Genomic DNA, 12,942 nt, shown 5'->3' with positions numbered 1-12,942 from the left:
GAGTGGGATGAGCGAGGTCGGGCAGTCCGAGCCGGCGTACAAGGTGCTGGCCGCCGAACTGCGATCGCACATCGCCCAAGGCCGCTACAAGGGGGGTGTACGGCTCCCCACCGAGTCCGAACTGTCACAGGAGTACGGCCTGAGCAGGCAGACGGTACGCCGCGCCTTTCTCGAGCTGGTCACCGAGGGCTCGGTGTATCGCGTACCCGGCCGTGGGACCTTCGCGACCGAGAACGCCGGTCAGTACCTGCGGCAACTGGGCTCGATCGACGACCTGATGAACCTCTCGACCGACACCGAGATGCAGGTCCTCGAATCACCCTCGCGCCGAGTCGATCTCGAGGCTGCCGGACGCCTGCGGCTCGACACCGACGTCGTCTACCGGATCGTGTTCCAGCGATTCCACGACGGGGTGCCGTTCGTGGTCACGACCGTGTCATGGCCGGAGTCGGTGGCTCGGCTCGTGATCGGTGCGCCCGAGGTGAAGACAGGTGCGACGAGCGAGCACACGATGATCGGTCTGCTCGAACCGCACCTGCAGTATCCGATCGAGGAATGCGCGCAATCGATCACGGCCACCACCGCCGATGCCGAGACCGCAAGGCGGCTCGGCTGTCCGGTGGGTCACGCCGTGTTGCGCGTCGACCGGCTCTACACCGATTCACGCGGGCGGGCCGTCGAACTCGCGATCAGCTACTTCCTGCCCGAGCACTACACGTACCGCGTGACGCTGCGACGTAGCGGCCTGTGAAGCAGACGCGAAGCGGCCCGGTGATCACGAGGACCACCGGGCCGCTTGGCATCTCGGGGAGGGTCAGTGACGGGCGCGTACCGGTTGCTCCTCGACGATGCCCGATGTTCTTCCCTTGGAGGGGATGAGCAGGGTGATCGCCACGCCGACGAAGGCGGCGGCGGCCGCGATCAGGAAGCACCAGGTGAACGTCGACTCGTCGGGGACCTCGGTGCCGCCCAGCGAGATGGTCGCGCTGGCCAGGATGAGGGCCATGACGGCGGAGGCGACGGTGGTGCCCAGCGAGCGCATCAGGCCGTTCAGTCCGACCGCGGCGCCGGCTTCGGTGGCCGGCACCGAACCCATGATCAGGGTCGGCATGGCGGCGTATCCGACGCCCACGCCGATGGCACAGATGATCGAGGCCAGCATCAGCTTCCACGCCGCGTCCATGAGGAAGAAGGCGAAGAGGTAGCCGCAGCCGAGGATGCCGGCGCCGATGGCGAGGGTGTACTTCGCGCCGATCTTGTTGATCAGCAGGCCCGACAGCGGTGCGAAGAACATCATCATCAGACCGCCGGGCGCCATCCACAGACCCGCAGCCAAAATCGACTGGCCCAGGCCGTAACCGGTCGCCTCGGGCAGCCGCAGCAGCATCGGCAGGATGATCGACTGCGCCATCATGCCGAAACCGATGGCGGCCGCGGCGATGTTCGTCAGCAGCACGGCCGGCCGGGCCGTCGTCCGAAGATCGACCAGGGGCTCCTTCTGGCGGAGCTCGAAGATTCCCCAGACGACGAGGACGGCGATGCCGCCGAGGCCCAGGCCGAGGGTCTTGCCCGAGGTCCAGCCCCAGTCATTGGCCTTCGACACCGCGATCAGGAAGGCCGAGAGGCCGATGGCCAAACCGACGGCACCGGGGATGTCGAGGCGGCCGCCGGCGGAGTTGTTGACCCGCGGGACGAGGAGCAGGACCGCGGCGATGATGAGCACACCGAGGCCGGTCGCGACGTAGAACAGGGCATGCCAGTCCCACGTCTCGACGATCCACGCCGACAGAGGCAGACCGATCGCACCGCCGACGCCGAGCGTCGCACTCATCGCGGCGACGGCCATCGACGTGATGTGAGGCGGGGTGATCTCGCGGATCAAGCTCATGCCCACCGGAATGAAACCCATCGCGAGGCCCTGCACGCCACGACCGATGATCAGCGGAACGAGGGAATCGCCCACTGCGCACAGCAGCGATCCGAGGGTCAGCAGGACGGCGCTGGCGAGTAGGACGCGCTGCTTGCCGAACATGTCGCCGAGGCGACCGGCGATGGGCATGGCGACCGCCGCGGCGAGCAGGGTGGCGGTGATGATCCACGACGCATTGCCGATCGAGGTTCCGAGCAGACGCGGAAGATCCGGCTGGATCGGGATGATCAAGGTCTGCATCAGTGACGCGACGAGTCCGCCGAAGCAGAGCGCCACGACGCTGCCGACGGCGCCGGCGGGGGCCTGTTCGGTTCCCTCCTGGGGTAACTGGCCTTGTGTTTCGCTCATATGCGAGACCTCCTTCGAGGTATGCAGCATACATATGTAACGTACATAGGCAAACCGGACAGTAGATTTGTCCTGGTCGATGCGATGGAGGAGCAATGTCCGAGGACCACGAGCCGTGGCAATCGCCGGTACACCGAGACCTGGTGGCCGAGTTGCTGCGTATGTCCCGGCGCAAGGGGCTGCTCCCGCCGTCGGTCGGGCTGGAGAAGTCCGCCTTCGCCATCCTGTGGGTTCTGTCCGACGGTCGGCCGCGCACGCTTCGCCAGCTGACCGAAGAACTCGAACTCGAGCAGTCGACCGTCAACCGGCAGGTCAATGCCGCGATCAAACACGGTTACCTCGAGCGTTTCGAGGTCGAGGACTCGCTCTCCAAGCTGATCCGTCCCACCGATGCGGGACGCGAGGCCTTCCGCCGGGACGGATTGCTTCGTGCCGAGCGACTCGAGCAGGTCTTCGCCGATCTCGCACCGGGCAGCCCGGAGGCGTTGCTCCACGAGTTGCGGGCGTTCAACGACGCCTATGAACGGACGCAGGACCGGCACGGCGCCGGCCAGCGTGACAGCAAGAGCGATCAGAGATTCAAGAGAGGGATGGTATGACCACTGGAGGCGGCACGTACGCGGTGACCGGGTCGGCGTCGGGGATGGGCGCGGCTGTGGCCGAATCCCTACGCGCGGAAGGGCACACGGTGATCGGCGTCGATCTGCGCGATGCCGACGTCGTCGCCGACCTGTCGACCGCGCACGGTCGGCAGAAGGCCGCCGAGGAGGTCCTCGCCAAGGCCGGCGGCACGCTCGACGGGGCGGTCCTCGCCGCCGGGATGGGGCCGAGCAAGGGGCGTGAGCGGATGATCACCGAGGTCAACGTCCTCGGCGTCACCGATCTGCTGACTGCCTGGCGCCCGGCCCTCGCTGCTGCGGACAAGGCGAAAGTGGTTGTCTTCGGCTCCAATTCGACGACCGTGACACCGCTGGTGCCGCGCGGTGCCATCCGGCGGCTCATCAACGGCGACACCGCCGGGGCGACCCGGCAGATCCTGCGACGCCGCGGCGTCACCGCGCCGGTCGCGTACGCGGCATCGAAGATCGCGGTCACCCAGTGGTCACGCTGGCAGGGCACCAAGCCGGAGTGGGCCGGGGAGGGCATCCGGATCAACGTGATCGCGCCCGGCCCGGTGATGACGCCCCTGCTGCGATCCCAGCTCGACAGCCCGCAGGCCAAGAGCGTGAAGTCCTTTCCGGTTCCGGTGCGCGAGTATGGAACCCCGGAGCAGCTCGCCGCGTGGGTGATGATCATGCTGTCGCCGGCCGCCGACTTCATGGCCGGCGCCGTCATCACCGTCGACGGCGGGACCGAGGCTCTGATGCGCACGCGGGACTGGCCGAAGCCGCTGCCGGTACGCGGGATTCCGAAGCTGGTGTGGAAGATGTACCGCGCACCCAAGGACGGGCAGGTCGCACGGTACTAGACCCGCAGTTGTCCGGGGAGCATCACGTGGTGTCGAGGTGGTGCCGGTCGTCGAGGCGGATCGTGACGGCCGCGACCACGACACCGATCATCACGCCCAGGAGGGTGTCGAACACCCGGGTCGCGCCGATGTCGGCACCCACCGGGTTGCCGATGCTGGTGACCAGCAACGCCATTGCCGTGATGGGAACCGAGGCGAGGGCGTAATTGCGGGTCACGACCATCTCGGCGGCACCCTGGCATACGACGATCACCACGACGAGCGGCCAGTATCCGAGTCCGGCGGCGATGATGATCGCCGCGAGTACCGCGCCACCGACATTGCCGACGAGGCGCTGGATGGCTCGCTGAACCGTGTGTCGATAGTTGACTCCCTGCAGCGCGGCGAGCGCACCGATCGACGCCCAAAGCGGGTGGGTGAGACCGGCCGCGGTGGCGAGCCCACCGGCCAGCAGGGACGCGGTGGTCACCCGGGCGACGTTCACTCCGATCTCCCGGTCGGACAATCCCCGGAGTGATTCGCGCAGAGTGTTCTTCGGCGCGGTTCCGGGCATGGTCACGTCGGTGCGCTCGCGCGGGGGAGTGAGGTTCGGCCGCACCTTGCGCAGTTCCGCTTCGAGGTGGGAGAAGTCCTCGCGCCGAGCGGTCAGGGAGTCGTGAGAACCGCTGTCGAGCACCGACTCCGCGGCGTCGAGGAATGAGATCAATTCGGCGACATGGGCGTCGACGCGTCGTGCCGGGGTCCGGGCGATCACCTCGCGTGCCTGCCCGATCGACGCTCGAGCCGCGGCCACCGAGCCCGGACCGTAGTGCTCGATCCCCGACACGGCGGCGAGTGCCCGGGCGACGGCCACCCGCGACGGGCCGTGCGGATGGGACAGTGCGGGCGCCATGGCCACGACCCAGCCCACGAGCCCGCCGAATGCCGCCGCGAACGTGGCCGTCACGGCGTCGGCTGCGGTGTGGGCAAATCCGGCGGCGCCGGCGGCGGCGAAGATCATGATGGCCGGGCCCGGTCCGGTGATGCGGAACGCCGCGCACAACCAGAAGGCGAGTCCGGCGCCCCCGGAGACGAGCAGGATCTGCGCCCAGATCGACACGCCCAGCACGCCCAGGAGGGCACCCAGGGTGGTGTAGGCGACTATCAGCGACGCCACCCCGGCGAGCCTGCCCGCCATGCGCGGATACGGCTCGTAACGGAGATAGGCCGACGACAGGGTCCCCAGAGCGGCGAAGCCCGCGACCTCGGTATGGCCGACGAGTCCTCCGACGACGAGCGCGATGGCACCGGCGAGGCCGACGCGGAAGCCGATCGCGAACGTCGGGTCCGCCCGCCGGAACTCGAGCGTCGCGCGCCACGCCGACGGCGACACCGAATGGGCGAGCGCCCTCCTCGAGTGCTGCAGGCGACTGCGGCGGGTGGTGCCGCTGAAGGTGGACGGCATTCGACCACCATAATAGTTCTCAAGTAAAATATCTATAAAACAGTTGGAAATGATCGAGTACGATGTGTCACGTGCCAACTCCTTCCGCTGCATCCGGACCCGGTGACCAAGTCCTCCCGGACGCCGTCGACCGGGCCCGCACGGAGTGGGAGGCCCGGTATCCCGAGGTCGACGGCAGGCCCATCGACGTCATCGGTCGCATCACGCGGATCAGTGCCCTCGCGCTGGCGCGTTTCGAGCGCGAACTCGACCCGCGTGGGGTCACCCGCGTCGAATACGACGTCCTGAGTGCGATCGCGCGCGCCGATCACCCGTTGCGCGCCAGCGAGGTCACCTCGGTCACCGGGATCTCCGGGGCGTCGACGACGAAGAACGTGGAGCGCCTGGTCAAGATGGGTTTGGTCGAACGCGAGCGGCTCGAACGTGACGGGCGGGTGGTCCTGCTGTCACTCACCCCCGAAGGACGGGAGCTGGTGGAAGAGCAGTTCCCGCGTCGTCTCGAGTCGGAACGGCAGATGCTCGACGGCCTCGACGACGAGGAGATCGAAACCCTCATCGAGCTGTTGCGGCGGATCACCCGCAACGTGGAGCGCGGTCCCCGAACTCGGGCAGACCGGACCTGAGCAGTGCCGGTTGCGCGGTCCGGATCGTCGGTTACAGGCCGACGCGCTCGAGCGCCTCGTCGAACTCCTCGGACGCCTCTTTCTCGGTCTTGCCGTCGGCGAGCGCCTGCCGGTACACCGCGAACAGTTCGGTGCTGCGCTCGGTATAGCGTCGGGTCCAGCGTTCGCTGTCCGCTCGCCAGTAGCCGATCACGTCGTAGGAATCACGGCCCCATCGCAGCTCGCTGCGCAGATGCTTACGGACGGAACGTGACTCGGCGGCCTCGCCGGCGAACCAGCAGTACGCGGAGGTGTCAGTTGGTGCCGGAAGGTCGAGTTCGGCGACCGTCTGCGCGAGCCGGCTCGGCGTCCGTCCATTGCCGCCGACCAGCGTGATCGTCTCGACCTCCCGCTCGGGTAGGTAGGCGAGGTCGGTCGGCGCCGGCACCTCGACCACCACCGTCACGCCGACGGTCGACGAGAGTTCCTCGAGAATCCGGGCGAGGGCGGGGAGTCCGGCGAGGTCGGCGGCCAGGACGAGTCGGCTCGTACCGGCCGGTGGCGTGAACCAACTACGCGCGTGCGTCAGAACCACCTCATGACCCGGCTCGGCCCGCTGGGCCCACGTGGTCGCCGGTCCCGCGGCGTGGATGACGAAATCGACGACGACGGTGCCGGCCGTGGGGTCGGCTGCGCGGATCGAGTAGTTGCGCCCGGCCGGCGCGGGGTCGGTGTCGTAGTAGGCCCAGGTCCCGTCCCGGCACTCCATGTCCGGGGTCGAGCGGTGCGACTCGAAGGGGAAGTAGATGCCCACCGCCTCGTCGGCGACGCCGGGCAGTCCCAGGCCGGTCAGGTCATCGACGTCGAACGTCAGGCGGCGCAGGTTGGGCGTCAGGTCGTCGACCCCGCGGACGCGTGCTCTCGAGTAGCCCATGAGGCCACCCTAACCTCGTAATGGAGGGGCACCCGGGGTCTGGCCTCTGTTACTAGGATATGCAACCATCTGTGGAGGCCTGTCGGTGTGGAGAGGAGTTTCGGTCGTGTCGGAACAATCAGTGCTGGTCCCGTCTGTCCTGACGGAGGAGAACGGGTCGGCGCGGTCGCTGATCCTCAACCGTCCGAAGTCGATCAACGCGATCGACCACGAGATGGTCACCGAGATCGCGGAACGCCTCGACGCCTGGTCCGGTGACGACGCCGTCGAGGCCGTCGTTCTCTACGGTGCCGGCGAGCGCGGCCTGTGTGCGGGTGGCGACATCGTCGCGATCCATCGCGACGCCTCCGCTCTCAGCGGGAACCCGGACTCGACCGATGTCGACGCGGAGAACTCGCCGTCGGCGAAGTTCTGGTTCGACGAGTACCGGCTCAACGCCGCGATCTCCCGCTACCCGAAGAGCTACGTCGCGATCATGGACGGCATCGTCATGGGCGGCGGCGTCGGCGTCTCCGCACACGGCAACATCCGCATCGTGACCGACCGCACCCGCCTCGCCATGCCCGAGGTCGGCATCGGATTCGTCCCCGATGTCGGTGGCACACACCTGCTCTCGCGTGTTCCCGACGGGCTCGGCCTCTACGCCGGCCTCACCGCGGCTCACCTCCGCGGCGCCGACGCGCTGGCCATGGGTCTCGCCGACCACTTCGTCCCCTCGGACTCGCTGCCCGCGTTCATCGAGGCCATCGGGACCTCCGGGGTCGACGCGGCGATCGAGCAGTACGCCACCGACGCTCCCGCGTCGGAGCTCGCCGCGCAGCGTGACTGGATCGCCGAAGCCTTTGCTGCCGAAACGATCTCGGAGATCATCGACCGTTGCCGCGCAGTCGGCACCGAGGCGGCGGCCAAGACTGCCGACACCATCGCGGCCAAGAGCCCCACCGCACTCGCGGTCACGCTGCGCTCGCTGCGCGAGGCCGCGGCCGACGCGACCCTGGAGGACACATTGGTGCGCGAATACCGCGTATCCCTCCGGTGCCTCCTGCATCCCGACATGGCCGAGGGCATCCGCGCACAGGTCATCGACAAGGACCGCAACCCGAGTTGGGCAGAATTCTCGGAGGCGGGCGTCGACGCGTTCTTCGCGCCGCTGCCGCACGACCTGACGTTCCCTGCCTGACGTCACTGCCTGACCGACCACCACAACCGGAAGAAGGAATCACGTGACCGAATACCAGACCATCCTCGTCGAACGCCGCGGCCGCGTCGGCATCATCACCCTCAACCGCCCGAAGGCGCTCAACGCCCTCAACTCCGAGCTCATGAACGAAGTCGTCGGCGTCGTGAAGGAACTCGACGTCGACCAGGGCATCGGTGCCATCGTGATCACCGGCTCGGAGAAGGCCTTCGCTGCCGGCGCCGACATCAAGGAGATGTCCTCCAAGACCTACGCCGACGTCGTCAACGAGCAGTTCTTCGGCGCCTGGGACGAGCTGGCGCGTGCGCGCACCCCGATCATCGCCGCGGTCACCGGCTACGCGCTCGGCGGCGGCTGTGAGCTCGCGATGCTGTGCGACACCATCATCGCCGGCGACAACGCCGTCTTCGGTCAGCCGGAGATCAACCTCGGTGTCATCCCCGGCATCGGCGGCTCGCAGCGCCTGACCCGCGCCGTCGGCAAGGCCAAGGCGATGGACATGGTCCTGACCGGTCGTCAGATGAAGGTCGACGAGGCCGAGCGTGCGGGCCTGGTCTCGCGTGTCGTGCCCAAGGAGGACGCCCTGGCCACCGCGATCGAGGTGGCCGAGGTCATCGCCTCCAAGTCGCTCATCGCCTCCGCGCTCGCCAAGGACGCGGTCAACCGCGCCTTCGAGTCGAGCCTGGCCGAGGGTGTCCACGCAGAGCGGGTCCTGTTCTACTCGACCTTCGCCACGGACGATCAGACCGAGGGCATGGCCGCCTTCGTCGAGAAGCGGGACCCGAACTTCACGCACCGCTGATAGTTCGCGAACATCGCTGCGTCGCAACCGATCTCTCGCTCCCTGAGGTGCGAGGAGCGATAGCGACGAGCCTCGAAGGGCATGGTGAGAGATTCTCGCCAGGCCCTTCGAGACGCTCGCAAGCTCGCTCCTCAGGGAGCGGGGGTTGCGCTCGCAAGCTCGCTCCTCAGGGAGCACGGGGCGGACGCTCGCAAGCTCGCTCCTCAGGGAGCACGGGGCGGACGCTCGCAAGCTCGCTCCTCAGGGAGCACGGGGCGGACGCTCGCAAGCTCGCTCCTCAGGGAGCACGGGGCGGACGCTCGCAAACTCGCTCCTCAGGGAGCACGGGGCGGACGCTCGCAAGCTCACTCCTCAGGGAGCGGGGGTTGCGCTGCGCTGGCTCGCTCGGCAGCGGCTAGGTGCGGCGTTCAGGAGAGGGTACGCAGCACCGCCACCGCCCGCTCGATGAGCGGGGTTCGGCGGGCCGCGGCGTATGCGGCCGTCAGGTCGACGTGGTCGATCGGTGCGGCCAGCGGTCGGTAGACGACGCCGGCCACGCCGAGAGCCGAGGTCGGCTCTGGCACGATCGCGACGCCGAGTCCGGCCGCGACCAGCGTCACGAGCGTCGACGTCTCCTCGACCTCGTGGCGCACACGCGGCACGAAGCCCGCGCGGTCCGACGCGGCGGCCAGGACCCCGGCGATCACCGACCGACCACCGCCCACATGGGAGATGAAGTCCTCGCCGCGGAGTGCGGCGAGTTCCACGAACTGCTCCTCGGGGGTGTCGGCGAGCGGATGGTCGGCGGGGAGTGCGACGATCAGCCGGTCCTTCCGGATCGATTCGACGATGAGACCGTGTGTCTCCACGGGCATGCGCAGCAACGCCAGGTCGATGTCGCCCGACGCCAGCGCGCCGATCTGTTCGGGTGCCAGCATCTCGCCGCGGACGCTCACGTCCACGTCGGGCAACTCGTCGCGCAGCGCGCGCACGAAGCGGGGCAGCAGTGAGTAGGTCGCCGACCCCACGCAGCCGATCGCCAGATTGCCCTGCCGGCCGTCGGCGATGCGCTGTGCGCGACGGGCCGCGGCATCCACGGAGTCGAGGATCGCCTCGACCTGACGCAGATAGTCCTCACCCGCGGCGGTCAGCTCGACGCGGCGCGTCGACCGGACCAGCAGGGGGACCCCGAGTTCGTCCTCGAGTTGCCGGATCTGCTGGGACAGCGGCGGCTGGGCGATGTGGAGCCGTTGGGCCGCACGGCCGAAGTGCAGTTCCTCGGCGACCGCGCGGAAGTACCGCAGGTGGCGTAGTTCCATGCACCCACTCTACCGATTGATATGTGTGAGATATCAAAACTCGACAAATGGATACTTCTCCATATCGCTGCAGGTCCTTACGCTGGTGGCATGGCATCCTCTGGCACCTCGGACACCGACATCGTGATCTGTTCGCCCCTGCGTACGCCCGTCGGCCGCATGGGCGGAGCGCTGTCCACCGTGCCGGTGACCCGATTGGCGACCGATCTGCTGCGGGAACTGACCGCGCGCACCGGGCTGGGTGAGGGAGACATCGACGACGTGATCCTCGGGCAGGGTTACGCGAGCGGGGAGTCGCCGGCGATCGGCCGGATCGCCGCTCTCGATGCCGGGCTCGGTGTCGGCGTCCCGGGCATGCAGGTCGACCGCCGGTGCGGATCGGGTCTGCAGGCCGTCCTCACCGCCGCGTCCTCGGTGGCGACCGGCGGAGCGCGACTCGTGGTCGCCGGCGGCGCCGAATCGATGTCGACGGTCGAACACTACGCACTCGGACTCCGCTCGGGGATCAAGCAGGGCGGCGTCGAGTTGATGGACCGGCTCGACCGCGGTCGTCTCACCGCCGGTGGGGAATCCCACCCCGTCCCCGGCGGGATGATCGAGACCGCCGAGAACCTCCGCGCGAAGTACGGCATCTCCCGTGCCGACCAGGACGAGTACGCCGCACGGTCGCACCACCGTGCCGTCGCCGCCCATGAGGAAGGCCGCTTCGCCGACGAACTCGTCCCGGTCGCGATTCCCGGACGCCGCGGGAAACCCGCCACGGTCGTCGACCGGGATGAGCATCCGCGCGCCGACGCCACCGCGGACTCGCTCGCGAAGCTGCGTCCCATCCGGCTCAAGGTCGACGCGGAGTCCACGGTCACCGCCGGTAATGCCTCCGGCCAGAACGACGGCGCGGCGATGTGTGTCGTGACCACGCGTGCACACGCACGACGCAGCGGTCTGGACCCCCTTCTCGCACTGCGCTCCTGGGCGGTCACCGGGTGCGCGCCGGAGACCATGGGTCTCGGTCCGGTCAGTGCGACCGCCGTCGTGCTCGCACGGGCCGGGCTGACCCTCGACGACATCGACCTGATCGAACTCAACGAGGCCTTTGCCGCGCAGGTCCTCGCCTGCCTGGACGAGTGGAAGATCGACGCGAGCGATGAACGCCTGAACCCCAACGGTTCCGGCATCTCCCTGGGGCATCCGATCGGTGCCACCGGTGCGCGAATCCTGGCCACCGCCGCCCATGAGGCGCGCCGTCGTGAGGCGCGCCACGTCCTGGAGACCATGTGCATCGGCGGCGGCCAGGGACTCGCCGCGATCTTCGAGGCGACCCGATGAGCGGGCGCGAGACCGGCGCGGTCGAGGTGCACGCCGTCGTCACCGGTCGCGAGGACGGCCCCGCGGTGATCCTGTCGAACTCGCTGGGTTCGACGCACCGGATGTGGGACGCGCAGCTGGCCGCACTCGAGGACCGCTTCCGCGTCGTCCGGTACGACACCCGCGGGCACGGCGAATCCCCGGTTCCCCAGGGGCCGTACACGATCGACGATCTGGCCGACGACGTGATCGCCCTCCTCGATCGATTCGAGATAACGCAGGCACATCTCGTCGGCCTCTCGCTCGGCGGAATGACCATGATGCGGGTCGCCGCACGCAATCCCGAACGGGTACGGCGTCTCGCCGTCCTCTGCACCGGCGCGCAACTCCCCCCGGCCCAGGCCTGGCTCGACCGGGCCGCGACGGTCCGGGCACAAGGCACCGGGGCAGTTGCCGAAGCCGTCGTGCAGCGCTGGTTCACCGAGGAGTACCGGAGCACATACGAGGCGTCGAGGAAGTATCACGAGGACATGGTGGCCGCGACCCCGGCCGAGGGGTACGCCGCGTGCTGCGAGGTGATCGCGGCCATGGATCTGCGGGACGACCTGCCGTCCATCGTCGCGCCGACGCTCGCCATCGCCGGCGCCGACGACCCGGCCACCCCACCGGCGAAACTCGAGGAGATCGCCGACAACGTGCAGCAGGGCCGTCTGCTCGTGGTGCCGGACTCGGCGCACCTGGCCAACGCTCAGCAGCCCGACATCATCAACCCCGCACTGATCGAACACCTGGAGCAGCCATGACCATCGACGAGACCGCCGCCACCGGTGCGGTGAGCAAACTGGCCGCGTCGCCGGCGGATGCGGTCGCCGACATCCCCGACGGCGCGAGCCTCGCAGTCGGCGGTTTCGGCCTGGCCGGCATCCCCGGGTTCCTGATCGACGCCCTCCTCGAGCAGGGTGCGAAGAACCTGACGATCGTCTCCAACAACTGCGGTGTCGACGGCGCCGGCCTCGGTCTGCTGCTCGAGGCCCGCCGGATCGACAAGGTGATCGCCTCCTACATCGGCGAGAACAAGGAATTCGGCCGCCAGTTCCTCGCGGGCGAGGTCACCGTGGAACTCACCCCGCAGGGCACTCTGGCCGAGCGCATGCGCGCCGGCGGCAGCGGAATCGGGGCGTTCTTCACCCCGACCGGCGTGGGCACCCTCGTCGCGGAGGGTGGTCTGCCGTGGCGGTACAACCCCGACGGTTCGGTGGCCGAAGCGTCCCCGCCCAAGGAGGTCCGCACCTTCAACGGGGTGGACATGGTCCTCGAAGAAGCCATCGTCACCGACTACGCCCTGATCCGCGCGGCGGTCGTCGACACCGCCGGAAACTGCCGATTCCACGCGGCCGCACGCAACTTCAACCCGCCCGCGGCGATGTCGGGGCGGATCACCATCGTCGAGGCGGAACGGGTCGTCGACGTCGGCGAGCTCGGTCCCGACGAGATCCATCTGCCTGGGATCTTCGTGAAGCGGATCGTCGAGCTGACCCCCGAGCAGGCCGCTCGCAAGGGCATCGAGAAGCGCACCGTCCGCGAGCGTCCCGTCGCGGCGCACTGAGCCAGGA

Annotated in this window: 13 protein-coding genes; 9 read left to right on the top strand and 4 right to left on the bottom strand. The window is 68.6% G+C overall.

Annotated features, from left to right (window positions below):
* Window positions 1-7 precede the first annotated feature (7 nt).
* On the top strand, window positions 8-751 hold the full coding sequence (locus tag GAA2_RS20180; RefSeq protein WP_159405797.1) for a GntR family transcriptional regulator: 744 nt from the start codon (window positions 8-10) through the stop codon (window positions 749-751).
* 63 nt (window positions 752-814) lie between these two features.
* On the opposite strand, the gene GAA2_RS20175 is transcribed toward GAA2_RS20180, so the two are convergent.
* Complete coding sequence (locus tag GAA2_RS20175) at window positions 815-2,278, bottom strand: MFS transporter (RefSeq protein ID WP_159405798.1); 1,464 nt, start codon at window positions 2,276-2,278, stop codon at window positions 815-817.
* A 95-nt stretch (window positions 2,279-2,373) separates the two neighbouring features.
* Between GAA2_RS20175 and GAA2_RS20170 the strand changes: the two genes are divergently transcribed.
* Entirely contained in the window at window positions 2,374-2,877 is a 504-nt protein-coding gene (locus tag GAA2_RS20170) for a MarR family winged helix-turn-helix transcriptional regulator (protein WP_024499683.1), read from the top strand.
* Window positions 2,874-3,746, top strand: coding sequence for an SDR family oxidoreductase (locus GAA2_RS20165; protein WP_024499684.1), 873 nt, complete (start codon window positions 2,874-2,876; stop codon window positions 3,744-3,746). The genes GAA2_RS20170 and GAA2_RS20165 overlap by 4 nt, the downstream gene beginning before the upstream one ends.
* Before the next feature lie 22 nt (window positions 3,747-3,768).
* On the opposite strand, the gene GAA2_RS20160 is transcribed toward GAA2_RS20165, so the two are convergent.
* On the bottom strand, window positions 3,769-5,190 hold the full coding sequence (locus GAA2_RS20160) for an FUSC family protein (protein WP_159405799.1): 1,422 nt from the start codon (window positions 5,188-5,190) through the stop codon (window positions 3,769-3,771).
* A gap of 71 nt (window positions 5,191-5,261) precedes the next feature.
* Here GAA2_RS20160 and GAA2_RS20155 point away from each other — a divergent pair, with 71 nt between their 5' ends.
* A complete protein-coding gene (locus GAA2_RS20155; protein ID WP_024499686.1) occupies window positions 5,262-5,813 on the top strand; it encodes a MarR family winged helix-turn-helix transcriptional regulator in 552 nt (183 codons plus the stop codon).
* Window positions 5,814-5,844: 31 nt separating this feature from the next.
* On the opposite strand, the gene GAA2_RS20150 is transcribed toward GAA2_RS20155, so the two are convergent.
* Complete coding sequence (locus GAA2_RS20150) at window positions 5,845-6,726, bottom strand: siderophore-interacting protein (RefSeq protein ID WP_024499687.1); 882 nt, start codon at window positions 6,724-6,726, stop codon at window positions 5,845-5,847.
* 106 nt (window positions 6,727-6,832) lie between these two features.
* On the opposite strand from GAA2_RS20150, the gene GAA2_RS20145 reads away from it, so the two are divergent.
* Window positions 6,833-7,906, top strand: coding sequence for an enoyl-CoA hydratase/isomerase family protein (locus GAA2_RS20145; protein ID WP_024499688.1), 1,074 nt, complete (start codon window positions 6,833-6,835; stop codon window positions 7,904-7,906).
* Window positions 7,907-7,949: 43 nt separating this feature from the next.
* Window positions 7,950-8,726, top strand: a complete 777-nt coding sequence (locus tag GAA2_RS20140; protein WP_006438037.1) for an enoyl-CoA hydratase — start codon at window positions 7,950-7,952, stop codon at window positions 8,724-8,726.
* A gap of 407 nt (window positions 8,727-9,133) precedes the next feature.
* Here the strand turns inward: GAA2_RS20140 and GAA2_RS20135 are convergent, their stop codons facing one another.
* A complete protein-coding gene (locus GAA2_RS20135) occupies window positions 9,134-10,024 on the bottom strand; it encodes a LysR substrate-binding domain-containing protein (RefSeq protein WP_159405800.1) in 891 nt (296 codons plus the stop codon).
* 90 nt (window positions 10,025-10,114) lie between these two features.
* Between GAA2_RS20135 and GAA2_RS20130 the strand changes: the two genes are divergently transcribed.
* The 3 genes from GAA2_RS20130 to GAA2_RS20120 are packed head-to-tail and all read left to right on the top strand — an operon-like array spanning window position 10,115 to window position 12,935.
* The gene (locus GAA2_RS20130; RefSeq protein ID WP_159405801.1) at window positions 10,115-11,350 is read left to right on the top strand and encodes an acetyl-CoA C-acetyltransferase; all 1,236 of its coding nucleotides are present in this window, start codon (window positions 10,115-10,117) and stop codon (window positions 11,348-11,350) included.
* Window positions 11,347-12,132: a 3-oxoadipate enol-lactonase gene (pcaD, locus tag GAA2_RS20125; protein WP_159405802.1), complete on the top strand. Its 786-nt coding sequence runs from the start codon at window positions 11,347-11,349 to the stop codon at window positions 12,130-12,132. Before GAA2_RS20130 ends, pcaD begins: the two co-directional genes overlap by 4 nt.
* Window positions 12,129-12,935 carry a CoA transferase subunit A gene (locus tag GAA2_RS20120; protein WP_159405803.1) on the top strand — a complete coding sequence of 269 codons (807 nt, stop codon included), beginning with the start codon at window positions 12,129-12,131 and terminating at the stop codon, window positions 12,933-12,935. Before pcaD ends, GAA2_RS20120 begins: the two co-directional genes overlap by 4 nt.
* Window positions 12,936-12,942: the final 7 nt, after the last annotated feature.

Origin of the sequence: Gordonia ajococcus (assembly GCF_012974285.1) — a bacterium.
GTDB lineage: Bacteria > Actinomycetota > Actinomycetes > Mycobacteriales > Mycobacteriaceae > Gordonia > Gordonia amicalis.
Note: the sequence above shows the minus strand (reverse complement) of the source record. Positions and strands in the feature narration are given on the sequence as shown.

Excerpts from the sequence above, each read along its gene's own strand:
- pcaD (WP_159405802.1), top strand. The coding sequence starts at position 11,347 with ATGAGCGGGCGCGAGACCGGCGCGGTCGAGGTGCACGCCGTCGTCACC.
- GAA2_RS20180 (WP_159405797.1), top strand. The coding sequence starts at position 8 with ATGAGCGAGGTCGGGCAGTCCGAGCCGGCGTACAAGGTGCTGGCCGCC.
- GAA2_RS20170 (WP_024499683.1), top strand. The coding sequence starts at position 2,374 with ATGTCCGAGGACCACGAGCCGTGGCAATCGCCGGTACACCGAGACCTG.
- GAA2_RS20135 (WP_159405800.1), bottom strand. The coding sequence starts at position 10,024 with ATGGAACTACGCCACCTGCGGTACTTCCGCGCGGTCGCCGAGGAACTG.
- GAA2_RS20175 (WP_159405798.1), bottom strand. The coding sequence starts at position 2,278 with ATGAGCGAAACACAAGGCCAGTTACCCCAGGAGGGAACCGAACAGGCC.
- GAA2_RS20150 (WP_024499687.1), bottom strand. The coding sequence starts at position 6,726 with ATGGGCTACTCGAGAGCACGCGTCCGCGGGGTCGACGACCTGACGCCC.
- GAA2_RS20160 (WP_159405799.1), bottom strand. The coding sequence starts at position 5,190 with ATGCCGTCCACCTTCAGCGGCACCACCCGCCGCAGTCGCCTGCAGCAC.
- GAA2_RS20165 (WP_024499684.1), top strand. The coding sequence starts at position 2,874 with ATGACCACTGGAGGCGGCACGTACGCGGTGACCGGGTCGGCGTCGGGG.
- GAA2_RS20130 (WP_159405801.1), top strand. The coding sequence starts at position 10,115 with ATGGCATCCTCTGGCACCTCGGACACCGACATCGTGATCTGTTCGCCC.
- GAA2_RS20120 (WP_159405803.1), top strand. The coding sequence starts at position 12,129 with ATGACCATCGACGAGACCGCCGCCACCGGTGCGGTGAGCAAACTGGCC.